Source organism: Shewanella maritima (genome assembly GCF_043643735.1).
In the GTDB taxonomy this organism is placed as follows: domain Bacteria; phylum Pseudomonadota; class Gammaproteobacteria; order Enterobacterales; family Shewanellaceae; genus Shewanella; species Shewanella maritima_A.
This window is the reverse complement of the sequence record NZ_JBHZSM010000005.1, coordinates 116993-142662: the sequence shown is the minus strand read 5'-3', so window position 1 is coordinate 142662 and position 25670 is coordinate 116993. Positions and strand designations below refer to the sequence as shown.

The following is a 25670-nucleotide window of genomic DNA, read 5'->3' as shown; positions in this document are numbered from 1 at the left end:
TGACACTGATGTGTCATTACGTACAAATAAACGCCATTTAAATCTAATATCAATGCTAGAATTTCATTCTAGATAGCTTTGGTTTACCATACGCCCCCTTTTTTATTTGCAGTCAAAAATGAGAGTGAAGCAATGTCGTTTGCCTTAGGTCAACGCTGGATCAGTGATACCGAGTCAGAATTAGGATTAGGCACCGTGGTGCAAATAGAAGGTCGCATGGTGACCTTGATGTTTCCGGCTACGGGTGAGAATAGAATGTTCTCAATCAGTGAAGCACCGCTTACTAGGGTCATTTTCAATCCAGGCGATACAGTGGAAAGTGGTGAAGGCTGGCATTTATTGATCAGTGACATTGAAGAGCAAAATCAGTTGGTCACTTATCATGGGACCAATGTCGAGACCCAAGAAACGGTCACTTTGCGTGAGACGCAGCTGAATCATAATATTCGTTTCAATAAGCCACAAGATCGCTTATTTGCCGCACAAATTGACCGCTTAGATCGCTTTGGCCTGCGTTATCAATGCCAGCAATTACGCCATCAATTAGCCACCTCAGACTTGCTAGGCCTTCAAGGCCCACGCGTTGGCTTAATTGCCCACCAACAATGGATTGCCCATGAAGTAGGACGCCGCTATGCACCCAGAGTGCTATTAGCCGATGAAGTAGGCCTAGGTAAAACCATTGAAGCTGGATTGATTATCCACCAGCAATTATTGACTGGCAGAGCGGAACGTATCTTAGTGATTGTGCCAGATACACTTCGCCACCAATGGTTAGTTGAAATGCTGCGCCGCTTTAACCTGCGCTTTTCCGTGTTTGATGAAGACCGCTGCGTTGAAGCTTATGCAGACAATGACAATCCATTTTATACCGAGCAACTGGTGATTTGCTCACTGGAATTATTGCGTAGTAAGCGCCGCTTAGATCAAGCGATGGATGCTGACTGGGATCTGATGGTGGTTGATGAAGCCCATCATTTGCAATGGTCAGAAGATAAACCGAGTCGCGCATATCAAACCGTTGAAGCTTTAAGCCAAACTATTCCGGGCGTGTTGCTACTCACAGCAACCCCAGATCAACTCGGCCACCAAAGTCACTTTGCCCGTTTACGCTTGCTCGACCCAGATCGTTTCTACGACTATGAAGCGTTTTTGAATGAAGAAAACAGCTATAAAGAAGTTGCTGAAGCGGCAGAAGCACTAGCAAATGCTAAAAAGCTGCCAGACACAGCCATTAACAATCTCACTGAGTTATTATCAGAGAAAGACATTAGCCCAAGCATTCGTCTCATTCAGGCTGATGATGTGGATGAAGAGTTACAACAAGCTGCGCGTGAAGAATTATTGCAAGAGTTACTAGACCGCCATGGTACGGGTCGCGTGTTATACCGTAACAGTCGCGCTTCAGTGAAAGGTTTCCCGCAACGTATTTTCCATGCTTATCCGCAAACCTTGCCTGAGCAATATGTAACCGCCTCACGCGTTAATGCCATGATGAATGGCAATAAAGGCGCTAATGAGCAAGCCAAACAAGCACTATGTCCCGAAAAAATCTACCAAGATTTTGATGCAGGTAGTGCAGCTTGGTGGAAGTTTGACCCTCGTGTTGATTGGTTAATTGATTTCTTAAAGCAACACCGCAACAAAAAAGTGCTGATCATCGCCAGCCAAGCAGAAACCGCACTGAGCCTTGAAGAAGCATTAAGAACCCGTGAAGGCATTCAAGCTACCGTATTCCACGAAGGCATGTCGATCATTGAGCGCGATAAAGCCGGCGCGTACTTTGCCCAAGAAGAAGGCGGCGCTCAAGCACTCATTTGTTCTGAAATTGGCTCAGAAGGGCGTAATTTCCAGTTTGCCAGCCATCTAGTATTGTTCGACTTACCGCTTAATCCTGATTTACTTGAGCAACGCATTGGACGTTTAGACCGTATTGGTCAACAAAATGATGTACAAATTCATTTGCCATACCTAGAAGGCACTGCCCAAGAACGCTTAATGCGTTGGTTCCATGAAGGATTAAATGCATTCGAGCTTACCTGCCCCAGTGGTCACCTGTTATTCCAAGAATTCAGTGAAGAGTTACTGCAAGTGCTGTTGTCTGAAGATGAGCAAGCCATGACCTTGCTGCTCAATCATACCCAATCTCAGTACAAAGCATTAAAGCAAGCAATGGAACAAGGCCGCGACAAACTGCTAGAGATTAACTCTCACGGCGGCGAGCGTGCTAATGCACTTATTTATCGCTTAGCTGAACAGGACAACGATACTAGCCTCATTGGCTCGGTGATCCGCTTATGGGACATTATTGGTGTCGATCAAGAAGATCGCGGTGAGAACTCCATTATTTTGCGTCCATCAGAGCACATGATGTTCCCAACCTATCCAGGTTTACCAGAAGATGGCATCACAGTAACCTTTGATCGTGAGACCGCGTTATCACGTGACGATATTGCTTTCATCTCACAAGAACACCCTCTTGTGCAAACCGGTTTGGATTTAATCACAGGTTCAGAAACGGGCACCACGAGTGTGGCTATTTTAAAGAATAAGGCCCTGCCTGCTGGTACCCTATTTTTAGAATTGATTTATATGGCTGATGCATCTGCGCCTAAATCAAGTCAGTTATACCGTTACTTGCCACCCACACCTATCCGAGTATTACTGGATAAAAACGGTAATAATATGGCTGATAAAGTTGACTACACCAGCTTCGACAAACAGCTCAGTGCTGTAAATCGTCATATTGCCAGTAAGCTAGTGAGCGCCTCTCAGACATTGCTGCATCCGTTATTTGCTCAAGGTGAAACACACGCACAAACAGAGCTGGATCAGTTAGTGAGCGCCTCTAGAGAGTCTATGACGCAACAGCTCACCACTGAACTTGAACGTCTACAAGGGCTAAAGGCCGTTAATCCAAATATTCGTGAAGACGAATTAGATTATTTACGTAACCAAATGCTTGAACTGGCAGATTATATGGATGATGCTCAGCTGCAACTTGATGCCATTAGAATGGTATTAGTCAGCCATGCATAGTTGATCCATAAGACACATGTTAGGTAGCAAGGAAGCTGCCTAAAATGATGTGTTCTTGCTTATCACTTGTTAAACTTACACTATTATTAGCAATCTGTTGGAGTAGCCATTGATTGAGTTAACCACAAATCAACACAACAGATTCTTACGCCTTATCCTAGTTTGGATAACTGGGCTGCTGACTTTTTTTACGCTTTCTCATCAATTGTCTGCACAACCTTTTTATGTTCACCTTGACCCATCCGAAGTCAAATCCATTACGGTCAATGAGAAAGACGCACATGTCTTAGTCAGGCCATGGTCAGGCAAAACACGTCATGGCGCTGCGATTATTATTGGCCCAACAGATCACCACCCTGATACTGCTGGCATCATTAGTTACTTACGCCAACAACTTAATCAATATGGTTGGGCAACAATCAGCATCGAGCCCAGTGAAGGCATGTTTTACCCCAACTTTGCGACGTCAGCAGAAGCTGTCGAAAAAGCGGGAGAGCAGCAATTAGCACTGGCAACTAATCAAACCACGCCTAGATACCAAGCACAGCAACTGTTAGAACTGAGAAACTACCAACAAGACTATTTAAAAAGTGCACTGGCGCAGCTGACCGAAATTGGCAAGGCTTACCCAGGGAAAAGAATGATTATTGTGGTCGATGATAGCGCAGGGTTAATCAGTAATTTGCTATATGAAAACGCCATACCATTCCCCAACCTTCTGGCAGTCATCAACCCATATCGCGAGTTTGAGCAAGACTTAGATGCAGAACAACAAACAGCAAGCATTGCTGAACAACTCACTGCATTATCAGTACCTATTTTGGATATTCAGTCGCCTGACGGACACCCTCTGTCACAGCTTCATGCTCCTCAGCGTTACAACTTAAATCAGATCAAGCCGGTCAGCTTTTACCATCAATACACCTTAAGCTTAAACATGGACACCCCAAGTGCATGGGAAGAAGTGCTATATGTATTAAAAGGCTTTAGTAATCGAGTATTGAAGCAATAGCCCAGCGATTGTCAGACAATAAAAAACCGCAGCAATGTCTATTCAAAACAATCTAGCTACGGTTTCTATTGATTGTGTTCAATTATGGCTTGGCTTTATCTTTACTCAGCATTAATGCCAAAGCGACTAACACCACAATAATAGCCATATAGAGCAATTCAATCATCGAGGTAGGTTTGAGCTCATTAAAGTATGCAAATACCTTGATAACCAGCATCATGAGAATGACTTTACCGAGCTTACTTTTCAAAGAATCGATGCTCGAAATAACCAGAATTTTTCCACCTGACTCTTGTTTGTCAGCAACGTCGATATTACTGATAAAGAGTTCATATAAACCAAATGCGAATATCAGTAATACTGAGCCTAATAGAAACGTATCTAATAACTCGACGACCACCATCACTAACTCAACCCTAACATCAAGATTACTGGTGACAATGTAGCTCCATAACAAAGCAAATAAATGGATAAGGTCCTTAAGACCCAACGCAAAAATAACAAACGCAGCCAACACACAGGCAAGTACTCCTGTGACTACCGATAAACGGCTCCCCCATAGCAGGCGTTCAAAAAAAGCCATCATAACCAACACATTCCCTATATTGCATACAACACATTACCTAGTAACTTTTTACATTAGTAACGCATTATAAATTAAGGCATTAAGCCACCTAAAAACGAAGTATCTTCAACGATATCTCGCAGGCAGCATAATACAGAGTGATTACAATTGAAATAAGGCTGTTACAGCTAAGATTTGACTCAGATTACCACCAGCCGCCAGCACGAGGCTTGTACTGCTTATCTGGCTTTTTAGTTTGTCTTAGTGCAGCAATACGCCAATTTTTACCTGCAAGTAACTTAACCTGACTGAGCGATTCGCGGCTAAGTAGGCTGCGTACACTTGCTGTCCAGCTTTTGTTGATACTTAATTTTATGGCGGCACATGCATCTGGTGAGGTATGTTTGATTTGTTCTGCAAGCAATAATGCTTGCTCATGCGGGGTAGCACTGACTTCACTTACCAAACCAAAAGCTAAAGCTTGTTGTGCATCTAATATCTCTGCCGTTAACGTCAATCGCATAGCTTGGTCTTTAGGCATAATTTGCCTTAACCCCACTAACCCTGCCATGTCTGGAACTAAGCCCCACTTTGCTTCCATAATGGATAACTGAGCGTCTTTTCCTGCAATTCTATAATCAGCACCCAACGCAATTTGAGTGCCACCGCCATAACAAAAACCTTCCAACACAGCAATGACAGGAATCGGTAAGCGTTGCCAACCGACTGATACACGTTGAGCTAAATTTGCATTACCTGGTAACCATTTAAATAGTAATTTACCTGCGGTCATCGGCGACTTAGAGATACCTTTCACATCAAGGCCAGAACTAAAATTTCCACCACTTCCAGATAACACCACAACTTGAACATGCCGTTGCTTGGCTAATGATTTAATGGTGCGATCAATGGCGACAAACATATCGTAATTAAGGGCATTAAATTTATCAGGTCGATTCAGCTGTACCTGAGCTATGCCATTATCCACCGTCACACTCACTAACTTGTCTTCCATGAAACAATCCCTTACTGGTCAGTCCAGTTTTCATGGTAGCATAATTGTTGCGCGTGTCGAATAGTTATAACATGGCAGTTTATTGTCATCAGTCAAAAAGTCGACAAAAGTGAATATCACCTTACTTATAATCAGGTGTACAATGAAGTGGCGTCAAATGAAGTAGCGTCTAAAGTTAAACCTTAACGACAACAATGGTTTGATGTTAACGTAGCGTTAACGATAGAAAGTGTTACTAGGATAACAACATTGTTTTATACCTCTGTCTTATAATTATAAAAACGCCCCAATGATTGCAGCGTAACGCAAACGTTTGAGTCAGAGCCATTGGCGAATAAGGACAACCTTTCAATATGACAATCCCAGTATTAATTTGCGACGATTCTGCATTAGCCAGAAAGCAAATGGCACGAACCCTGCCCAAAGAGTGGGATGTTGATGTCACTTTTGCTACGAATGGTGCTGAAGGCTTAGAAGTCATTCGCGCAGGTAAAGGGGAGATTGTTTTCCTCGATTTGAATATGCCTGTGATGGATGGCTATGAAGTACTTCAAACCGTTCAAAGTGAAGATTTACCCGCATTGGTCATCGTTGTCTCTGGTGATATTCAAGTTAAAGCCCATGAGCGAGTCAAAGCTTTAGGCGCACTCGATTTCATTCAAAAGCCTGTCAGCGCCGATGCTATCAGCAATATTTTGCAAGAATATGGCATCCTGACTTTAGCGCAAACCTCACAAGAAAATAGCCAACCCATGTTCGAAGTTGACATGCGCGACGCATGTCAAGAGATTGCGAACGTCGCTATGGGGCGCGCAGCAGATCTACTGGCAAAATTATTAGATGTGTTCGTGCTACTGCCTATCCCTAACGTCAATGTTCTCGAAGTGAGCGAGCTCACTATGGCGCTCAAAGCGACTGAAGAAAGCTCAATGGTCTCTGCACTTTGTCAGGGCTTTATTGGTGCAGGTGTAGCGGGTGAAGCATTGCTGTTATTTCATGATTCAAGCTTTGAAGACATGGCTAAACTAATGGGACTGGCTAACCCTGAAGACAGTAACAACGAAGTAGAAGTGATGATGGATACCGGTAATGTCCTCATCGGCGCTTTTCTTAACGGGATCTCTGAGCAACTAGACATGAAATTTAGCCAATCACATCCGGTGGTCATTGGTCGACACTGTACCGTTAATGACCTTATCCACGATAACTCTGAAAAATGGCAACGCACTTTGGCAATGGAAATTAACTACCGTATTGAAGATTACAACATTCAATGTGATTTATTACTGTTGTTCACTGAAGACTCAATTCCCACGCTTAATTATAAGCTTGGGTACTTACTCGATTAACGCTAGGCTTTAATATGTCAAAAGACCAAAGTGCGATGAATGAACTTCACTGGCTAATTGATATGGTGCAGACCATTGAAGTAGGCTTAGTCGTGTTAGACCGCCAATACAACATTCAGTTGTGGAATGGTTTCATGGAAAACCACAGTGGTGTGTCACCTAATGCCATTAAAGGCAAAAATGTTTTCGAGCAGTTTTCTGACTTACCTGAGCAATGGCTGAAACAAAAAATGGAGTCGGTATTTTTGCTTAAAAACCGTACTTTCATTAGTTGGGAACAACGACCTTACGTATTTAAGTTCAAAAACTACCGCCCTATTACTGGTCGTGCAGATAGCATGTACCAAAATATCACCTTGTTACCTCTGGCATCATTAACAGGTGAAATTACCCATATCAGCATCATTATTTACGATGTAACCGATATCGCCATCAACAAGTTACAACTGAAAAATGCCAACTTACGCTTAGAGGAACTAAGCCAAACAGATGGGTTGACTCAGTTACACAATCGTCGCCATTGGCAGCATTGCTTAGAGCGTGAGTTTGAACGTTTCTCGCGGTATAACGACAGTGCCACTCTAGTGATGCTTGATATCGACCACTTTAAGAAAGTAAATGATCAGTATGGACACCCTGCTGGTGATAAAGTCATCCAACATATTGCCCACTTGCTGAAACAGTCTTTGCGAGAAACCGATTGTGCAGGACGATATGGCGGCGAAGAGTTTGCTGTGGTATTGGCTAAAACCAATGCAGAAGAAGCATTACACTTTACTGAGCGCTTACGTAAAAAGATTGAGTCATCAGAAGTGGTGTATAACCATCGCAAGCTTAAGGTAACAATCAGTCTAGGAATTAATGATTTAACCCCTAGCATAAAGAGCAGTTCTAATTGGTTATCAGGAGCAGATAAAGCCTTATATGAAGCTAAACAGCAGGGCCGAAACTGCAGTGTTATCAATAAAGAAGATAGCATTGAAGAATAGACGCTTAGATTGACCAATAAAAATGCCCAAACAGTCTTGTTTGGGCATTTTTATTTATATATTTTAGCCAATTGAGCTCAATAAACTAGAAAAGGCTACTCTTCAATATCATCTTCATCATCTACTTCGTCACCGACAAAATATGTGCCCCAACCGTCATAATCGACTTTCTGTTTAACGGCAAGTTGAATAAGTTGCTCACTGGCTTGATCAAGTAATGCCACTTCTAGTTTGTGGTAGCCAATCGCATCAAAGCAGAAGATTACCGAGCCATCATCTAGCTCCATTTCTTCAGCATCATTGACTTCAAAACCTAGCTTAAAAGCTTCTACCGCCGCTTTTTCTAGCTTATCGAAGTGACTCGATGAAAAGTGATGCTCAATGGTATATTCCGCATCAGGATCTGAACCATCACCAAGCAACGCTTCCACAATTTCGCGGTTTTCTTCTTGCTGCTCTTTTAACAGACGTTCAATAGACATGGGTCAACTCCGTAATGAAATTCTCAACCAAGGGATTATACATGAACAATCACCTGCTTGAGCAAGCAATTATTATGCTTGCTCAATACAGTGTTTAGGCGGCGTTAGTTGGCTTCACCATCAACGATTTAGCTTCGTTATTCAGCTCAGCTAATCGTTGAGACATTTTATCATGTACTTGTTTACATAAATCTTTCACATCTGCTTTTTCAAGACCCTTGGTCATTATCGGTGCCATCATCTCAACAATGACAACACCGTTATTCCAACGGTTGAGCTTAATATGATTCTGGCAGGATGCAATCACAGGAATGATAGGCACTTGAGCAGCGATAGCAGTATGAAATGCTCCCACTTTAAATGGCAGTAGACCTCTACCGCGAGAGCGAGTACCTTCTGGGAAAATCCAAACAGACAACAACTTTTGCTTCATTTTAGTGACTGTTTTTGCCATGGTGTCGAATGCACTATGGCGGTTTTTACGATCAATCAGAATATTGCCTGATAACCAATAAATCTGGCCAAATAACGGCATCCAAGCAAGGCTCTTCTTACCCATACTCACGGTAGATTTAGGCACAACAGAGGTTAAAGTGAATAAGTCAAAATTATTCTGGTGATTCGCCAAATAGATGTTTGGCGCTTCAGATTGCTGTTTTTGCGCATTACGCTTAATAACCTTTACCCCAAGTATAGGGGCTGCAGATGCGAATAAACCAGCGATCACATGTACATTGTCACGGTGCATAGGACGAATAAGACAAAATACAATAGAAAATATGAACGCTAAGCAAAGCATCAAGCCTAGCAATATAGAACGTAGAATTAGCAGCACAGCATACTCCTGCATTTAAGTTGGCGACAGTATAAACAGGCTAGACACCAGACTCAATATTTTGTTTACAGCTGTACGCTGAAACTCAAGATTGAGTTACATTACAATAACAATAACTCAACCAAGTGTACGTCTGGCCTTAACGGCAAACAAGCCTCGACAGACAGCAGCGCTTACGGCTAAACAAGCCACAATTGCGGCACCACTGGGTAAGTCTAGACTGGCAGACAATAGCAACCCGAGCATGTAACCGACAACACCGACCACATAGGCTATGGCTAATTTGCCTTTGCCTGCATACTGATTCAACGCCAACGCAGGTAAAATTAATGTGCTAAACACTAAGTAAACCCCCACTAACTCTACTGATAATGTGATAACTAAAGCGAACAAGAAATAAAAACCAACACCTTCTAAAACTTGTGGCTTCAAGGCAATCAGCAACAAAATGCCACCATAAGCAATAGCGGGTAAGGTGAGCTGCTCCCAACTTACCCATAGTATTTGGCCATTCATTAATTGCTTAAGTAACTCAGCACCATGAGGGTCATTAGCTAACAAAAGCATGGCTGCGACAGCACTTAATACATAGAAGCTACCAATAAATGCCTCTAGCTCTTGTTCAAAATGTCGCGCTAACCAAGCAATAGTGCCCGCCCCAGCTAGTGCGAAAATAGCTGGCATCCAAACATGTGAAAAGGGCAAAGCTTCAATATCGTGATTAATATGCGACACAATAGCCCCTAAGGCAGCAACTTGAGCAATAGCAAGATCGATAAAGATAATGCCACGCTTCAGCACTTGCTGACCTAGAACAACATGAGTGGATAACACCAGTAAACCAGCAACAAACGCTGGCAGTAAAATCGACACTAACTGGAAATCGACCATAGGCCTATTTCACCTCATTAAGTAAGGCTATGACACTATCGTATAGCCCAAACAGATCCTGACTTTGAGCATTACCACCAACAGACATAGGCAAGACTCTCATATTAAGATCAGCCCTGTCAGCTAGCCAATTAGCACCACGCACATCCTGATATGATGTAACTAATACAGCCATCACATCCTGCTCTTGCACTTGGGTTAATAATGAAGCCAAATGACCACTGGTCGGCGCTAAGCCAGGCTTAGGTTCTAGGTCAGCAATTTGCTCAATGCCCAACCACTTAAATAAGTAGCGAAAGCTTGAATGATATGCGATAACCTTTTTACCCTTTAACCCTTCAGCTTGTGCCTGCCACTGAGGTACTTTAGCTAACCAACGTTGTTCAAAATCAGCATAGTTAGCTTGATATTGCGCTGCGTTATCAGCATCAACTTGACCGAGTTTGGCCGACAGCGCTTTAGCGACTTGCAGTAAACGCATCGGATCAAAATGTAAGTGAGGATTTCCTTGCGCATGAACATCGCCCATTGAACGATCAACATGCTCTAGCTGATCTAATGTTTCAACATGATCCGCGGCGAAAAACAAGCCACGATCTGTTGAAGTCACTTTTGAGTTAGAGGCTTTCATTTGCAGCATTGGCAACCAGCCAATTTCAAGATCCGCACCTGCGCAAACAGCTATATCGGCCTGACGCATACGCGCGATGAGGCTCGGCCTAGCTTGCACCAAATGTGGGTCTTGCATTGCTGTCGTTGCCGAATAAATACTCGCATTAGGTGCTAACTCTTTTGCAAGCGCTGCATATTCTGGCTCACATGCAAACACATTAATGTCTGCCTGAGCTGAGCTAGATAGCGTGATGGCAGCAACTGCAGCCATCTTTAACCATTTAGAATTGATGTGCACCGTGAGCTCCTAATGTCATGACATATTGAAGTGTAATAATATTATCGTCTTCAAAACCATCGAAATTCGTGCCGCGCTGATTGGTATATTGTAAACGTACCGTTGAGAAATGGCTGCTGTGCCAAGCTAAACTCACTTCTGTTTCTTTTAGTTTTTGCTCATCAAGGTGATCACCATGGATTTCATAACCATCCACTTCGCCATAACGAATACCAGCAGACCAACTAGGTGAGAACTGGTAAGCACCGCTTAAATACCAACCTTGATAATAATCATCATGTTCATGCATTTCTTCATGATCATCATGCTCTTCAACCGCAAAGATGTCAGTGGTACGGAAGTACTCTCCACTCAAGGTTAAATGCTGGTACTTGTAATTGCCTTGCGGAGCCCACTTATAGACAAAGTCAGCAATATAGGTATTCTCACCGATGTAATGTGCACTATGGCTGTGATCATGTTCATCTTCATCAACAAGCTCATGTTCATGCCCTTCTTCACCAATGGTTTTACCATTCTCATTGCGCATATAGTTCAAGCCTAGCTGCCATGAACTATGCTGACCAATGTCACCACCAATTTTTGTGAAGGCGGTATAAATCCCTACATCTTTGAAGTCACGCTCACCATGCTCATCTTCAGCGCGCATTTTTTTACCACTGAAGGCTTCTGCCCCCATAGTCCAATAAAGATCGGTTGGCGCAACGTAACTAAAGCGCACACCGTCATCAAAATAATGACCACCTAAGAACGCACGGTATGCAGCTGGGCGCTCAGAAAAGCTATCTGTATGAGGATGTTGATTATTTAAATAACCAATATCAGATAAAAAACGACCCGCACGAATAGACATACCACCTGGTAGCGCTAAGGTTTGAATAAAGGCTTCTTCTAAATGAACTTCAGTATCACCGTCATGCATTTCTAATACTGTGGTTAACTTACCGTAGAACATATCATCAATGTTGGCACTAATAGCAAGCTCAGTTTCACCTAGACCAAATCCTTCAACACGCTCTGACATAGCGCGCTCACCGCTCTGATAATAGCCGTCTAGTACCGCACTGATATTGGGATTAGACAAACTAGAGGTTGAGTTGGCATGAGCCATTGACACAGAACCAAACATACAAGCAATCGCTACAGCTGAAACACGCGCAGTTAAAACAGACATACTGTCTCCTAATACAACAAACCTCGGTCTTCTTAATGAAGCCGAAAAAAATAGATAAATGTGTAAGTAATGTTGAATTAAGAGATAACAGGTGGCGCACGGCTGTGGTAAACAGCGAAGAAGTGAGTAATAGATGTGTAGCTGGCACAAGGGGAAAAATCTTGCACTTGCTTTTGTGGAAGTAAGCCAAAATCATCGGTTAGCAATGCTTGGCTAAGTTGGGTTTGGCTAAAGCACAGAGTACATTCACTAATTAGATCATGGTCATGATCAAGCTCTGCGATATGTGCCGAGGTAGAAAACGACAATAGCAATAATATGGCACTTAGCCATATTGAAAGCGATTTTGTCGTTGATTGGCGCATAAAAGCAATGTCCGTTTGTGAAGCGAGCCAAATAAGTTGTCACGTATTTTAAAAGACATTGCTAATTTTGCAACAAGTAGAATGTTACAAATCACACATTGCTGAAAAACCGTACAAGCGAAACATTTTTGGGCTTTTGCTATGCTTAATGTTAATTGTGTGCGCCAGACTATATTTCAAAGCACTAAAGTAAGTTTTTTTTAAGATAGCTTTAAGCTCAACTGCATAAAATTACAACATTACTAATGAACGACTTTATGCAGCTTGACTGCCTATTTCAACATAGATGAGACAAAGATATGGCTAATTTTTTACGTGAAAACATTGGTATCATTACAGCGATGGTAGTCATCGGTGTTGTAGTATTAGGCGGCATTTACTACGTAGAAACATCACTACAAAACCAAGTGATTGTTGTTGAGTAAATATCAGCATTGTGCAGAGGAGTATCCTACTCTTCTGCTCCTTCCCCTTTGTTAGCTTGTTTCTCTGCCTCTAGCTGCTCAGCATCCTTACCAGGTTCAATCACGACTAAGTGATCCATCATATGGCTCGCAACAAACATCGCTACCGAGAGTATCAATAACGGCACTACCACCATCATTTTCCCACCAAAAAACACACCATATATCACCATGGATAACGCAATATAAAAGCCAATAAGCTTCCCTAACGTTAACCATTTATGACGCGACAACCAGGCATCACAATGTGGGCATTGCACTTGGGTAAGTAACCCTTTACCACGGGTTTGTTCAATTGTTGTCGCATTAAATGACTGGTAGCAGTGAGCACACTTTAATTGCATTGATTTATCCTCATAAAAACCGGCACGATTTTATCAAAGTTTATTAATAATAGGTATTTTCAGCGCAATACAGGCTCAGCTTTAACAATAAAGAGCCATTTTTTGTAAATTATGTAAATTCCTTGGTTGAGCTTAGACTAGCTAGCACCTATGATGAGGATTCAAGCCAACAATTGCATATGGAAGTCATCATGTTGCGTGCCATTTATCCAATTATCATCGCCCTCGCCTGCCTTGTCAGTTCGCCATCTGTATTGGCTGACACACCACAAACGACTCAATCTGAAATAGCCAGCTTACAGCAGTTTATCGACAAAGATGTTGATGCTCTGCCCTCTCGAAAAGGCGAGATGCAAACCATCACTGAATATCGCATCACTGATAAAACTATGCAGTTGCGAGAACATATTCGACAATTAATGGATGTTTCTCCAATAGACACAAAATACGTCACTCCTCTAGTGCAGCACCAGCTTAAGTTTCTTGAAGGCATTCAAAACTATCTTGATCAGCAACTACTTCTACTGAATAGCCAGTTGGGCACAGACAATGATGCTGAAACCATTTTGCAAATGTCAGACAGAGAAAATCAGCGAGATTTATTTATCAAAGCACAGTTTGAAACCTTACTGTGGGCTGACAAATTAAGCATCGATACCCAAACACAAAAACAAACTTTAATAGCGGATTTAACTGTCAGAGCGGATAAATTTGAAAGCCTGGTTAATTATAACCAGAGCAAATTACAAACGGCAGTGGAAGATGTGGCAAATGCTGGTGCGGATGCCTCATCTGAACAAAAAGCCTTAGTGTTATTTTTAAAAACCCGCGTTGAAAAAAATATCGAAAGCCTGACTGTCAGCGCAGAAGTCCTTGAGCAACTTGGCCAAGATACAACATCCATCAAGAAGACCTTATTCAACGTGTCAGGCGATATCACTCAAGATGTGCTCAGTATTAACTTTGCTACCAGCTTACTGACACAATGGGGAGAAGTCGTTAAAAATCAGGTCATTGAGAATGGTCCAAGCATGACTTTTAAGATATTTATTTTCCTACTCATATTGGTCGTGGCAAACCTTATTTCAAAAGTGGTGAGCAAGGTGGTCTCAAAAGCGGTGGGAACTTCGAAGCTCAACTTCAGTAAATTACTGCAAGAGTTTTTCATCTCACTGTCTACCAAAGCAGTTTACGCTCTAGGGCTGTTAATTGCCTTATCGCAGTTAGGCTTTGAACTGGGTCCATTACTAGCAGGTTTTGGTATTGCTGGTGTGATTATTGGTTTTGCGTTGCAAGACACCCTGTCTAACTTCGCATCGGGCATGATGATCTTAATCTATCGCCCCTATGATGTGGGCGATTTAATCAATGCTGCAGGAGTCACAGGTACAGTCAGCCATATGAGCCTAGTCTCGACGACAGTAAAAACCCTTGATAACCAAAGACTAATCATTCCAAATAACAAAATTTGGGGTGATACGATTAATAACATTACTGCTGAGCATTTACGCCGAGTAGACATGGTTTTCGGTATTAGCTATAGCGACAATATTGAACATGCTGAACGTGTATTAAAAGAGATTGTAGACAAGCATGCAAGCGTGCAAACCTCGCCAGAACCGACCATTAAATTACACACGCTAAACTCATCGTCAGTTGATTTTGTTGTCCGTCCTTGGGTTCGCCCAGAAGATTATTGGAATGTCTATTGGGACATTACCCGTGAAGTGAAAATGCGCTTTGATGCAGAAGGTATTTCTATTCCATTCCCGCAGCGCGATGTGCATATTTATCAAACCAAAGCCGACTAATCATTGGTAAGTAAGCTGAAACACAGGTCAGACTTATTGTCTGGCCTGATTCCTTCTAGATAGCTTTAATGATAAAAGCCACTAAGCATCGGCGCCACAGAGACAATGACCTGTTCAGCTTAATGAGTTAACCACGATATCCCTTTACCTAAACACTCTTATTTGCAATGTTTTCTCAGGAAGCCTAGTTTGCTTTGTGTTTTTCTAATATAGTTTAACCATGAAATGTAAGCGCTTACACATCTTTAGAAAAAGCATTGTAGTTTGAAATGAACACGAAACATTCATAGGGAAAGGAAATTCATCAAATGTTCAGATTACTCATGAGTATCACGTTGTTTTTTAGTCTACTTACCTCGGTAAACTCTCAGACAACGATTGGTCATCAAGCCATAGAGAAGAAAATCCAAGCTATGACACTGTCAGAAAAGATTGACTTTATTGGTGGTTACAATGATTTCTATATCAGAGGTTATGAGCATTTAGGCATTCCGCAAATTCGTATTTCTGATGGTCCTGTTGGCGTTCGCAATTTTGGTAAATCAACTGCCTATCCTGCTGCAATCGGACTGGCAGCCTCATTCGATAAATCATTAGCTTATGATTTCGGCAAAGCCATTGCACTTGAAGCTCGCGCTAAAAATGTTCATTTATTATTAGGACCTGGTTTAAACATCTACCGTTTACCTATTACAGGTAGAAATTTCGAATACTTCGGTGAAGATCCACATCTAGCAGCGCAAACATCTGTGGCTTACATCAATGGTATGCAAGACCAAGGCGTCATGGCTGATGCCAAGCATTACTTAGCGAATAACCAAGAATTTAATCGTAATCATGTATCTTCAGACATGGATGAAAGAACCATGCACGAGATTTACTTAGCGGCATTCAAGCCAACGGTAACACAAGCAAATGTCGCGACTGTGATGGCAGGGTACAACTTAGTCAATGGCATCCATATGAGCGAGCACCATCAACTTAATAACGAAATTTTAAAGGGTGATTGGGGCTTTGAGGGTTTTATCGTCTCTGATTGGGTGGCGACATATGATGCCAAAAATGCAGCCAATGGAGGACTCGACCTAGAAATGCCTTCGGCTGCCTTTATGAACCAGCAAAATTTAATTCCCTTATTAAACTCTGGCGCAGTCGATGAAGCAACTATTGATGACAAAGTCAGACGCATATTGCGCACTTATGACAGGTTTGGCTTATTCAAACAAAGTGACTTATCACAAGGCTTTACATTAGATGAAGCTTGGGTAAGGCAAGTCGCAATTGATGCCGCACGTTCCGGTACCGTGTTATTGAAAAATAATAGCATTCTGCCTCTTGAACGTGATAAGCCTGCACGTATTGGTGTCATAGGCCCAAATGGTAATCGTGTGGTTACTGGTGGCGGTGGCAGCTCTGGGGTAGCCCCCTTGCACCCACTTTCACTAGTCAATGCATTAAAGCAGATATCACACCAAGGTACTGACATTGTTTCCGATAGCGGCGTGTTTACTGGCGCACCGTATCCTGAAAATCTCTGGGATGACTTTCCACTGTACATTTATCAAGATGATCAAAAAGTACAAGGTACCCATGCTGAGTTTTATCTAGGAACTGAATTACAAGGAGACCCAGTTCATAAGCAATTTTTCGATTGGCTGAAGCTCGAAAATGAACAGTTATGGCAATTTCCAACAGTGCCTAAAACAGATTTCTCAGTGCGTTTCACCAGTTTTTATAGCCCGAAAACAACTGGGTATTACAGTATTGGAGGCATAGGTGACGACGGTTATCGTATCATATTGAATGACATTGAAGTCGTCAGTTTATGGCGCAACCAAGGCCCGACTGCGGCGAAACACGAAGTTTTCATGAACGCCGGAGAAGAGTACAAAGTTGTTGTTGAATTTTATCAAGCTGGCGGCGGTGCAACCATTCAATTAGGTATCAAACCTGCTGAGATGAGTAAAAGCCCAGATGATTACTCTGCACCAGCCATTGCCTTAGCGAAAGACGTCGATTATGTCATCATGGCTGTCGGGTTTGACTGGCAAACAGAGGGCGAAAGCTATGATCGTAGCTTTGAAATGCCCTATAACCAAAGTGAACTCATTAACCAGGTTGCTGAGGTAAATAACAATGTCATTGTGATTATTAACTCTGGTGGAAATGTCGAAATGGAAAGCTGGATTGATAAGGTTAATGCCGTATTAATGGCATGGTATCCAGGACAAGAAGGCACGCTTGCACTTGCCGAAATCCTTTATGGAGACACTAACCCGAGTGGAAAACTGCCAGCGTCATTTGCTAAACGTATTGAAGAAAATCCAGCATACCCTTTCTATTTTGACGACGATGGCGATCTGCGAGTGTTCTATGGTGAAGGTATTTTCCTAGGTTACCGTTATTGGGACAAAGTGCAGCAAAAACCACGCTTCCCGTTCGGCTATGGATTAAGCTACACCCAATTTGAATACACTCAGCTTGAAATTAGTGCCGACAAAATTAACACGACTGAAAACCTAACGGCAAAAGTCACCATTAAAAATATCGGCCAACGTGCAGGTTCAGAAGTGATTCAAGTCTATGTTGAGGATATTGAAAGCCGTCTACCTCGCCCAATAAAAGAGCTTAAAGGATATGAAAAAGTCCACCTACTTCCCGGCGAAAGTAAAACAGTGTCAATGACTTTAACTCCCGATGATTTTAGCTTTTACGACCCAATGTTAAAAAAGTGGGTCGTCGAACCGGGCAAATTTAAAGTGCACGCTGCAGCATCATCCGATGACATTAAGCAAAGTGCCAAGTTTGAAATAAGGCCATAAGTAAAGACAGCGAAAAAGTTATGCTTTATCAGTAGGCTGAAAACAAAAAACTGTCCAGGTAGGACAGCTTTTTTGTCATGAAGAGGGGTTTACGCTAACAGGATAAACCCAACAAGCGTAATGCTTGCTGCTATCAGTGTGTAAGGCAATTGCGTGACAGCATGACTCACCAAGTTACAACCCGCACCTTGCGCTGCCAGTACGGTAGAGTCGCTATAAAAACACGCTTGGCTACCAAAAGATGATGCAGATAACAATGCACCAATCACTAATGGCGTATCAGCACCAACGGCTTGCGATAACGGCATCACTATCGGAATTGAAACAGCAAAAATCCCCCAGCTAGAGCCAGTAGCAAATGCCAATATGGCCATCGCAACAAACACGACCGCTGGTAAATACTGCGCGGTCATATATGGGCTTAAACTATCAATCACGTATTGAGGTAGCAGCAATTGATCACACACATCTTTGAAAATGAAAGCCGCAACGACAGTACCAATCGCGGGGAGCATACTCTTAAAGCCATCGATCATTTGTTCCATCATTTCAGAGATTGGCATTAATCTTTGCACGGCATAATACGGAATAGTTAATGCCATTGTGGCTAACAATCCTAACCAAACATCAATATCAAAATACACAGTAAAGCTAATCAGCATGATGATGGGCACTAAAAAATTGTGTAACTTGCCCTTACGCTCTGCTCCTGCAAACTCATCTTCAATCGCTTTAACGGCATAATCGTCAGCCGTATTAACATCGGTTTCGCCCACAGGTTTACTATCACCTTGCTGCGCCAATGCTTGCGCTTTTTTCATTGGCCCAAAAATCGGTATTACGCCCAAAATCACCAATGGCACCATCAACACTGCCACCCAAGCATACAGCATATAAGGAATCGCCTGCATATAAACCGAAATACCTTGGCCAGCTTCGGCAATACCATTATCCACCAGCAAACCGCCAAAAAATACTGCCCAAGTTGACAGTGGCACTAACACACATATTGGTGCTGCGGTGGAATCAACCACGTAAGCTAGCATTTCACGGGATATTTTAAACTTGTCCGTCACCCGCTTCATGGTTTCACCCACAGTCAGTGCGTTTAAGTAATCATCAATAAAAATAGCCACACCTAACAAGTAGGTCATTAATAACGATGATTTAGGCCCTTTTGCCACGGTTAGTGCATGCTTTCCAAAAGCAAAAGCGCCACCAGTCCTGACTAGCAGTGCAATTAATGCCCCGAAGGTGCCACACACTAAAATCAACCAACCTATGGTTTCGTCGGCCATCACTTTAAGTGAAATATCTGAAAAGTTATGCAATACATCAGCAGGTGATAACAACAGCAAGCCTACAATGGCACCGATCACCAGTGACAAGATCGGGCGACGCAGTGTAATTGCTAGCATTAGCACCACGACAGGAGGAATTAAACTGATTGCTGATGGCTCTGTCATTACATTTATCCTTGATTATGTCGCAACGACTGATTGTTAATAATTGCTGAGAAATTAATGTTGAATGCCTGCTGAGTCAATAAAATTTTTTAACCAAAGTAGTGGTTAGTTATCATTTAATGACTTATCTAACACAATTGTAATGCAGCCCAAATGAATAATCCCTCATAAACATCGCAGCTTTATCGTTTAAGATTTATGGACGGATAGATGCTACAAACAAAGGTAGACGTGGATACACTTAGGAATTACGGCAACAAAAAAGTCCAAGGCAAGCCTTGGACTTTTCTAGTATCACTACAGAAATGGCAAACTGAAAAGCTTATAGGTAACTGAGTTCACCTTTTAAGTGAGGTCTGCGGCCTTTTACATCGCGCATTTCAAAGCGTTTTCCACCTTCGATACTTTCATAACCGAAGGTCACTTCAGACGGCATAAACACAGGCAGTTTAAACTCAACGTCCAACTTAAATGGCTTATCACCTACAAATGTCATTAAGTGAGCCATTGAGCGGGCTTTTGACCACATACCATGCGCCAATACGCGCTCGAAGCCAAAACGCTTTGATAGTACTGGGTGCAAATGGATCAAGTTATAGTCACCTGATGCCTTGGCATATCTTAATCCTAAGTCTTCAGATAATTGCCAATGCTGAACATTTTCCCACGCCATATCTGATGCTCTTGGTGGGCGGACACGTTTTTTAGATTCAAAACGGTATAGGTAAGTCGATAATGCCTGCCAAACAAGCTCATCACCGACAAACACTTTCGAGGTTAACTCAAATTCCAAACCTGAGTCTGTCGTTGTGCTAGAAGTTAGCTCGCACTGTACTGTTAATTTTTCATCCATTTTCACAGGGCGATAAACAGTGATGCTGTTTTTTAAGTGGATCATGCCCAATAATGGGAAAGTGATCGCCTTATGGGTGAAAATGCTGGCATGTAACCTAAAGGCTAAAACGTATAAATAGGTGGGAGGTATGGTTTCACCATCAAAGTTAAACTCGCAAACTTTGGCATATTGCGCGACTTTATCTTCAGCCAATTGCACATTATCAGCAGAAATGAAAATGTTTGGTAATGGCTGTTGGTCCCATCCTGGCTTGCGGCTAAAAAATATTTTGCGATACAAGGAAAACAAAGATGGCATCGATTTAAACTCGATGGAATAGTCGTGACTCAAAGTAATAAACCCCTAAATAGACCTAAAATGTATATGCACAGCTAAAAATTAGCCGCATATTATAGCTGACTGTTGCGGCTCGGTCTAACCGTGCAGAAAATACCATACACAATATGGCTTTAGTGTTTGATGAAACCATGTCTATCTCGGTAAGAGATGACAACAAAGTACATCATACAAACATCGCATTTGCATACAGTCTAAGCCAATGCGACAATCCATTTTATATGACACTGCTCGTATCCTGAAACCCCAAATGCCCGATACCAGAAGCTCAATACCCGTGAAAGATAAAAACTTCGACAAGCTCACCCAAAAATTTGCCAAGAATATTTATGGCACCACCAAAGGCGAAATACGTGCTGCGGTGCTATGGCGCGATCTGATGCCTGCAATAGAACAGTTAGGAAAAACCAAGATTCGAATTTTGGATGCGGGTGGCGGTTTTGGTTATCTAAGCCAGAAGCTTGCCCAACAGGGACACGAAGTTGTGTTGTGTGATATATCTGAAAACATGCTTGAACAGGCTAAGCAGCAGATTGATGCTAGTGATACACCGCTTGATATCACGCTAGTACACAGCGCGATTCAAGATTTAGATGTGTCACAACTAGGGCAATTTGATCTCGTTATGTGCCATGCTGTGGCAGAATGGCTCAGTGATGCACAAGCAACTTTGCAAGGCTTACTCGCATTTATTAAACCCACCGGCTTATTCTCGCTGATGTTTTATAACAAAGAGGCGTTGCGCTTTCACAGCTTGGTATCGGGTAATCTTGATTATGTCGCCAAAGGCTTGAAGGTAAAAAAGAAAATTGGTCTCACGCCAACTTACCCTCTGTACATTGACCAAGTCACTGACTGGTTTAATCAATGGCAACTAACGCTGCAATGTCAGTCAGGTGTTAGAGTGATCAACGATTATCTTAAAACCCATTTGCCAGAAAATTTTGATAAACAACAACTGATTGAAATGGAGCTGAAATACTCCCAACGCCAACCTTATTTGTCATTAGGCCGTTATATACACTTTATTGGACAACCTATTCAACACGACAAAGTTGATTAGAATAACTCGATATCAGAGGTATCCGCATCATCATCTTTAAGGTGGCTAATGTATTGGGTTTCTTGTTGTTGAAGTTGTTCAATAATATTGGCAGGCAGCCACTTTAATAACACACGACCAGTCTGTGGATGAAACATTAATTTCCTAGGTTGCTCTCCCCCTAAATCTTCACTCACGATATTTATCCCCTCCAGTGCGAGATAGTGTTTCACAAATTCAATATTATCGAGTCCGATATTTTGTTGGATATGCGCACTCATCCTCGCTCCACCAAACACTTTAGCTTGCAAACGAGAACGTAAACCGCCAGATGTTAGTATGCCATTGATCAATTGCTCCATCGCCCAGTTTCCATAACGGCAAGAGTAACTGGTGACTTGCTGCCACTCATTTTGTTGCTCATTACCTGGTAATAAGAAATGATTAATGCCACCCACTCCCGTCACAGGGTCCCAAATACAGGCTGCGACACAAGAACCTAAACGGGTAAAAATCAACTCATCTTGACCACTGACATAGAATTGCCCAGGATCGACGCGCACCATCATCGCGTTTTGCTCACGATTAAACTTTCTCGTGGAAGCAACTAACTGCTGTGAATGAGGTGCATTGTTCACTAAGGCATTCCTTATCTATGTGCTAACGCACAGAAACTAAGACCGTTAATCACACAGTTTCTCCTGGCATTGCGTTAGCGTAAAGCCTTGTTGCTTCAATAAATCTGGGATAGCTTGTCGCCCCACAATATGCCCTGCTCCTACAACGATAAATAACTGTTTACCTGAGTGTTGAGTCATCAACTGTTCAATTTTAGCAGCCATTGAATGATTACGTTGCCACAATAGCTTTTCCAACAACTCATCCGAATCTGCAGCTTGCCCTTCCATAATATTAGCAAGTTGCAGCTTATCCCCCTGCCGCCATGCATTAATTAAGGCTAACATTTCTTCATCAGATGCATTCACAGCTTCATCTAGCATCGTCAGTTGAGTTTGCTCAGAAAAAGATGAAATCAAATCAAACTGGAATGCCACACTTTCTAACTCATAAAGTGGCTTTGTGCCGTGCCGAGCCTGTAAAAATAGATCCACGCCATGATCGGGCAAATAACCTAATTGAGCAAACCTCGCCATGCTAATTTGTGAAGCTTGTAACCAAGGTGCAAAGCCTTGTAACGACTGACAAATCACCTGCTTATCTTGACAATATTTAGCGGTTACCTGATTTGCTTTCGCCATCATGTCTGGCTCTATCATGCCAAAACGTTGTAGTAATTGGGCAACGTTGGCCTTGGTAATATCCGCTTCTATGACTAATGCATCAGAAGCAGTGAATGTTGATTCAATCACGGGGGTTAGCGGATAAAAGTCTGTATTACCCACATGAATAGACCCCAACAGGTAAGCAGTATTACCTTGCTTAGTCACTTTATAAAAAACAGGATTAGTTGTGGCAGATGCAACCTGCGCAACCAAGCACAGGCTTGAAACAAGAATAAATATCAAGAGTCGTTTCACATTGATTTCCTTTTGATCATACTGTTAGCGAAAACTCACTATTACTGATATCCATTGTCCATAACGGTTGTGACTTTCGCATCTTAGTATGGATTAGGTATAATTAACGATTATTACCGTTTTTTGAGATTGTCATGCCGTATACTAAAGTGCTCCAGCAAATTAAAGAAAACCTTCAAACCGCTTATCGTCAGTCGATTGATTGCGATACAAGGCTCGATGAGCTGCGTAAAGCTGGACATGGTAAGTTTGTCGCTATTTTTACAGAAGAACAAGGTTTTAGCCAAAAAAGTAACCGTTTTCTGCCTTATGTAAAAGAACTCGCTACTGAGTTTGAAACATTTCAAGACAGCACGCATATTGAACCTGAAGCATTAGAAAGCTTTGTTAAGCGCTTAGCTACCTTACTGCAAACAATGCAGGCATTTAAGCAATCCAGTAAATAACACTGCTCTGGCTACCATTTGGTGTTACTTGGTAGCCAGAATCTGAACTCTGCTCATTTTAAATGACATCTTTTTGTCATACTGATTGCTTACGCTGGGTCTATAATTCGACCATATTCAACATATTATGAGCGTCATTGACCTTGCTAGCGAGCTTCATAAAATAGTGAAGCGCCAATCACTCAGCGCATATTTCCAACCTATCTTTAATATCAATAGCCATCAGCTACATGGTTATGAAGCCCTCACCCGCGGCCCTGAGCACAGTCCGTTATTTTCACCAGTGCCCTTATTTAAAACGGCTGAACACCATGGCATGCTGAGCGATTTAGAAACACTGTGCCGCTCAATTTCAATTGATGCGTTTCATCAAAGGCAATTAGGAGGCAAATTATTTATTAATATTTCTCCTAAAGCATTGCTCGATCCAAAGCACCCTAAAGGCTTAACGCTTCAGCTAATAAAGCAATTGGGCATCCCCGCTTCTGATGTGGTTATCGAATTGTCAGAACAACATCCAGCTGATGATATTGACCTACTCAAATCTTGTTTAAACTATTATCGTGAACAAGGTTTTTTAACGGCTATTGATGACCTTGGAGCAGGCTACTCTGGGTTAAGGTTATGGTCTGAACTCGCACCAGATTACGTGAAAATAGACCGCCATTTCATCCACCAAATTGACCAACACCCAGTCAAACAAGAGTTCGTACGATCGATTGTCGATCTATGCCAAAGCCTCACCTGTAAAGTCATTGCTGAAGGCATAGAAACACAACAAGAGTTAACCATTATCAAGCAGCTAGGCGTCACATACTGCCAAGGCTATTTACTGGGGCGGCCAGCATTGGCACCTGAGTCGACGTTCAACTCTGCGCTCACCAATCTTAACCAAGTGTTCCAACCTCGTTACTGCGAAACGGCTGAAAGTCTGTGTATGAAGGCGATAACGGCAACACCAGAAAGCCGTTTAAAAGATCTCAGCCAGTTATTCATTGAGCGTCCTAGTTTGCAAGGTATAGTCATTACCGATCAGCAACGCCCACTGGGAATAGTCAATCGCAGTTACTTACTTGAGCTATTTAGTACACCTTACGGCCGTGCATTACACGAAAACCATCAAGCCAATGCCGTGATGGAAAAACGCATCATTCAAATTGAAGCAAGTGAACCCTTATCTAATGTCAGTCAGTTAATCACCTCTGAGTCAGCTAACACTGTGGCACAACAATTTGTGATCACACGTCATGGAAAATTACTCGGAATTGGACTCACGAAGGATTTACTCCAAAGGATCACTGAACATAGAATCAAGATCGCTCGCCATGCAAACCCGTTATCAAACCTTCCAGGCAATGTGCCCATTCAGGAAGAGTTGGCAAGGTTAAAGAGTCAACAGAAACCATTTTATTTGGCATATTTTGATTTGTGCCACTTCAAACCATATAACGATATCTATGGCTTTAGTCGTGGTGATGAAGTCATTCAACTCGTGGCAAACTTATTAGGACAATATCAAAGTGAACATTGTTTTGTCGGTCATGTTGGCGGAGATGACTTTGTGATGATTTGTACTCAAACGCAAATCGTTAGCCAATGCCAATCCATTGTTAGCCAGTTTGAGCAAAAGAAGCCTAGTTTTTATAATAGTGAACATTGGTTGGCTCAAACAATGCTCGCCAGTGACCGTCAAGGGCAACCATATCAACACCCTCTATTATCCTTGTGTGTCGGTATTATCGCGCCCCAATTAACGACCCAAGTGACTGAACATCAATTATCTATGCTCAGTGCTCAAGCAAAGAAAATGGCTAAGGCGAATGAAACTGGTTTTGCAATATTACCCCAGTTAAGCCAGTCAGCTAGCTATGATCTGCAATCTTTAGCGGCACTGAAACAACAAAAAACCGCTTAGTGAT

23 protein-coding genes are annotated in these 25670 nt (G+C 42.3%); 10 read left to right on the top strand and 13 right to left on the bottom strand.

Features of this window, described 5'->3' with window-relative positions; translation table 11 throughout:
- Positions 1-132 precede the first annotated feature (132 nt).
- The gene (gene rapA, locus ACHUGF_RS07985; protein ID WP_394130267.1) at positions 133-3039 is read left to right on the top strand and encodes an RNA polymerase-associated protein RapA; all 2907 of its coding nucleotides are present in this window, start codon (positions 133-135) and stop codon (positions 3037-3039) included.
- Between the two features lie 109 nt (positions 3040-3148).
- The gene (locus ACHUGF_RS07980) at positions 3149-4051 is read left to right on the top strand and encodes a DUF3530 family protein (protein WP_394130266.1); all 903 of its coding nucleotides are present in this window, start codon (positions 3149-3151) and stop codon (positions 4049-4051) included.
- Between the two features lie 82 nt (positions 4052-4133).
- On the opposite strand, the gene ACHUGF_RS07975 is transcribed toward ACHUGF_RS07980, so the two are convergent.
- A complete protein-coding gene (locus ACHUGF_RS07975) occupies positions 4134-4637 on the bottom strand; it encodes a YqhA family protein (protein ID WP_394130265.1) in 504 nt (167 codons plus the stop codon).
- 184 nt (positions 4638-4821) lie between these two features.
- Positions 4822-5631, bottom strand: a complete 810-nt coding sequence (locus ACHUGF_RS07970; protein ID WP_394130264.1) for a crotonase/enoyl-CoA hydratase family protein — start codon at positions 5629-5631, stop codon at positions 4822-4824.
- 353 nt (positions 5632-5984) lie between these two features.
- Between ACHUGF_RS07970 and ACHUGF_RS07965 the strand changes: the two genes are divergently transcribed.
- Both ACHUGF_RS07965 and ACHUGF_RS07960 read left to right on the top strand, forming a co-directional pair.
- Positions 5985-6980 (top strand): response regulator, encoded by a 996-nt coding sequence (locus ACHUGF_RS07965; RefSeq protein WP_394130263.1) that lies wholly within the window; start codon positions 5985-5987, stop codon positions 6978-6980.
- Between the two features lie 14 nt (positions 6981-6994).
- A complete protein-coding gene (locus ACHUGF_RS07960) occupies positions 6995-7969 on the top strand; it encodes a sensor domain-containing diguanylate cyclase (RefSeq protein ID WP_394130262.1) in 975 nt (324 codons plus the stop codon).
- Positions 7970-8064: 95 nt separating this feature from the next.
- Here ACHUGF_RS07960 and rraB read toward each other — a convergent pair whose 3' ends face one another.
- From rraB to ACHUGF_RS07930, 6 genes are all read right to left on the bottom strand, one after another.
- Positions 8065-8451: a ribonuclease E inhibitor RraB gene (rraB, locus tag ACHUGF_RS07955; RefSeq protein ID WP_394130261.1), complete on the bottom strand. Its 387-nt coding sequence runs from the start codon at positions 8449-8451 to the stop codon at positions 8065-8067.
- A 94-nt stretch (positions 8452-8545) separates the two neighbouring features.
- Positions 8546-9286 (bottom strand): 1-acylglycerol-3-phosphate O-acyltransferase, encoded by a 741-nt coding sequence (locus ACHUGF_RS07950; RefSeq protein ID WP_394130260.1) that lies wholly within the window; start codon positions 9284-9286, stop codon positions 8546-8548.
- A gap of 117 nt (positions 9287-9403) precedes the next feature.
- Positions 9404-10177, bottom strand: a complete 774-nt coding sequence (locus ACHUGF_RS07945) for a metal ABC transporter permease (RefSeq protein ID WP_394130259.1) — start codon at positions 10175-10177, stop codon at positions 9404-9406.
- A gap of 4 nt (positions 10178-10181) precedes the next feature.
- Positions 10182-11087, bottom strand: a complete 906-nt coding sequence (locus tag ACHUGF_RS07940; protein WP_394130258.1) for a metal ABC transporter solute-binding protein, Zn/Mn family — start codon at positions 11085-11087, stop codon at positions 10182-10184.
- The gene (locus tag ACHUGF_RS07935; RefSeq protein WP_394130257.1) at positions 11071-12261 is read right to left on the bottom strand and encodes a hypothetical protein; all 1191 of its coding nucleotides are present in this window, start codon (positions 12259-12261) and stop codon (positions 11071-11073) included. Before ACHUGF_RS07935 ends, ACHUGF_RS07940 begins: the two co-directional genes overlap by 17 nt.
- A gap of 77 nt (positions 12262-12338) precedes the next feature.
- Entirely contained in the window at positions 12339-12626 is a 288-nt protein-coding gene (locus ACHUGF_RS07930; RefSeq protein WP_394130256.1) for an ABC-type zinc uptake system zinc chaperone, read from the bottom strand.
- 299 nt (positions 12627-12925) lie between these two features.
- Between ACHUGF_RS07930 and ACHUGF_RS07925 the strand changes: the two genes are divergently transcribed.
- Positions 12926-13051, top strand: a complete 126-nt coding sequence (locus tag ACHUGF_RS07925) for a hypothetical protein (RefSeq protein ID WP_394130255.1) — start codon at positions 12926-12928, stop codon at positions 13049-13051.
- A 26-nt stretch (positions 13052-13077) separates the two neighbouring features.
- Here the strand turns inward: ACHUGF_RS07925 and ACHUGF_RS07920 are convergent, their stop codons facing one another.
- On the bottom strand, positions 13078-13434 hold the full coding sequence (locus ACHUGF_RS07920; RefSeq protein ID WP_394130254.1) for a hypothetical protein: 357 nt from the start codon (positions 13432-13434) through the stop codon (positions 13078-13080).
- Positions 13435-13625: 191 nt separating this feature from the next.
- Here ACHUGF_RS07920 and ACHUGF_RS07915 point away from each other — a divergent pair, with 191 nt between their 5' ends.
- A complete protein-coding gene (locus tag ACHUGF_RS07915; protein ID WP_394130253.1) occupies positions 13626-15245 on the top strand; it encodes a mechanosensitive ion channel family protein in 1620 nt (539 codons plus the stop codon).
- Between the two features lie 308 nt (positions 15246-15553).
- Positions 15554-18067, top strand: coding sequence for a beta-glucosidase (locus ACHUGF_RS07910; RefSeq protein WP_394130252.1), 2514 nt, complete (start codon positions 15554-15556; stop codon positions 18065-18067).
- Positions 18068-18156: 89 nt separating this feature from the next.
- Here the strand turns inward: ACHUGF_RS07910 and ACHUGF_RS07905 are convergent, their stop codons facing one another.
- Positions 18157-19533 (bottom strand): Na+/H+ antiporter NhaC family protein, encoded by a 1377-nt coding sequence (locus ACHUGF_RS07905; protein WP_394130251.1) that lies wholly within the window; start codon positions 19531-19533, stop codon positions 18157-18159.
- 322 nt (positions 19534-19855) lie between these two features.
- On the bottom strand, positions 19856-20686 hold the full coding sequence (locus ACHUGF_RS07900; RefSeq protein WP_394130355.1) for a MaoC family dehydratase: 831 nt from the start codon (positions 20684-20686) through the stop codon (positions 19856-19858).
- Positions 20687-21002: 316 nt separating this feature from the next.
- Between ACHUGF_RS07900 and ACHUGF_RS07895 the strand changes: the two genes are divergently transcribed.
- Positions 21003-21788 carry a methyltransferase domain-containing protein gene (locus ACHUGF_RS07895; protein ID WP_394130354.1) on the top strand — a complete coding sequence of 262 codons (786 nt, stop codon included), beginning with the start codon at positions 21003-21005 and terminating at the stop codon, positions 21786-21788.
- On the opposite strand, the gene ACHUGF_RS07890 is transcribed toward ACHUGF_RS07895, so the two are convergent.
- Together ACHUGF_RS07890 and ACHUGF_RS07885 are read right to left on the bottom strand one after the other, a co-directional pair.
- Positions 21785-22405: a chemoreceptor glutamine deamidase CheD gene (locus ACHUGF_RS07890; RefSeq protein ID WP_394130250.1), complete on the bottom strand. Its 621-nt coding sequence runs from the start codon at positions 22403-22405 to the stop codon at positions 21785-21787. The two genes, ACHUGF_RS07895 and ACHUGF_RS07890, sit on opposite strands and share 4 nt — an antisense overlap.
- Positions 22406-22450: 45 nt before the next feature.
- Positions 22451-23305, bottom strand: coding sequence for a TraB/GumN family protein (locus tag ACHUGF_RS07885; protein WP_394130249.1), 855 nt, complete (start codon positions 23303-23305; stop codon positions 22451-22453).
- A 134-nt stretch (positions 23306-23439) separates the two neighbouring features.
- Here ACHUGF_RS07885 and ACHUGF_RS07880 point away from each other — a divergent pair, with 134 nt between their 5' ends.
- Positions 23440-23751: a prephenate dehydrogenase gene (locus ACHUGF_RS07880; protein ID WP_394130248.1), complete on the top strand. Its 312-nt coding sequence runs from the start codon at positions 23440-23442 to the stop codon at positions 23749-23751.
- Between the two features lie 127 nt (positions 23752-23878).
- The gene (locus ACHUGF_RS07875) at positions 23879-25666 is read left to right on the top strand and encodes an EAL domain-containing protein (RefSeq protein WP_394130247.1); all 1788 of its coding nucleotides are present in this window, start codon (positions 23879-23881) and stop codon (positions 25664-25666) included.
- Positions 25667-25670 lie beyond the last annotated feature (4 nt).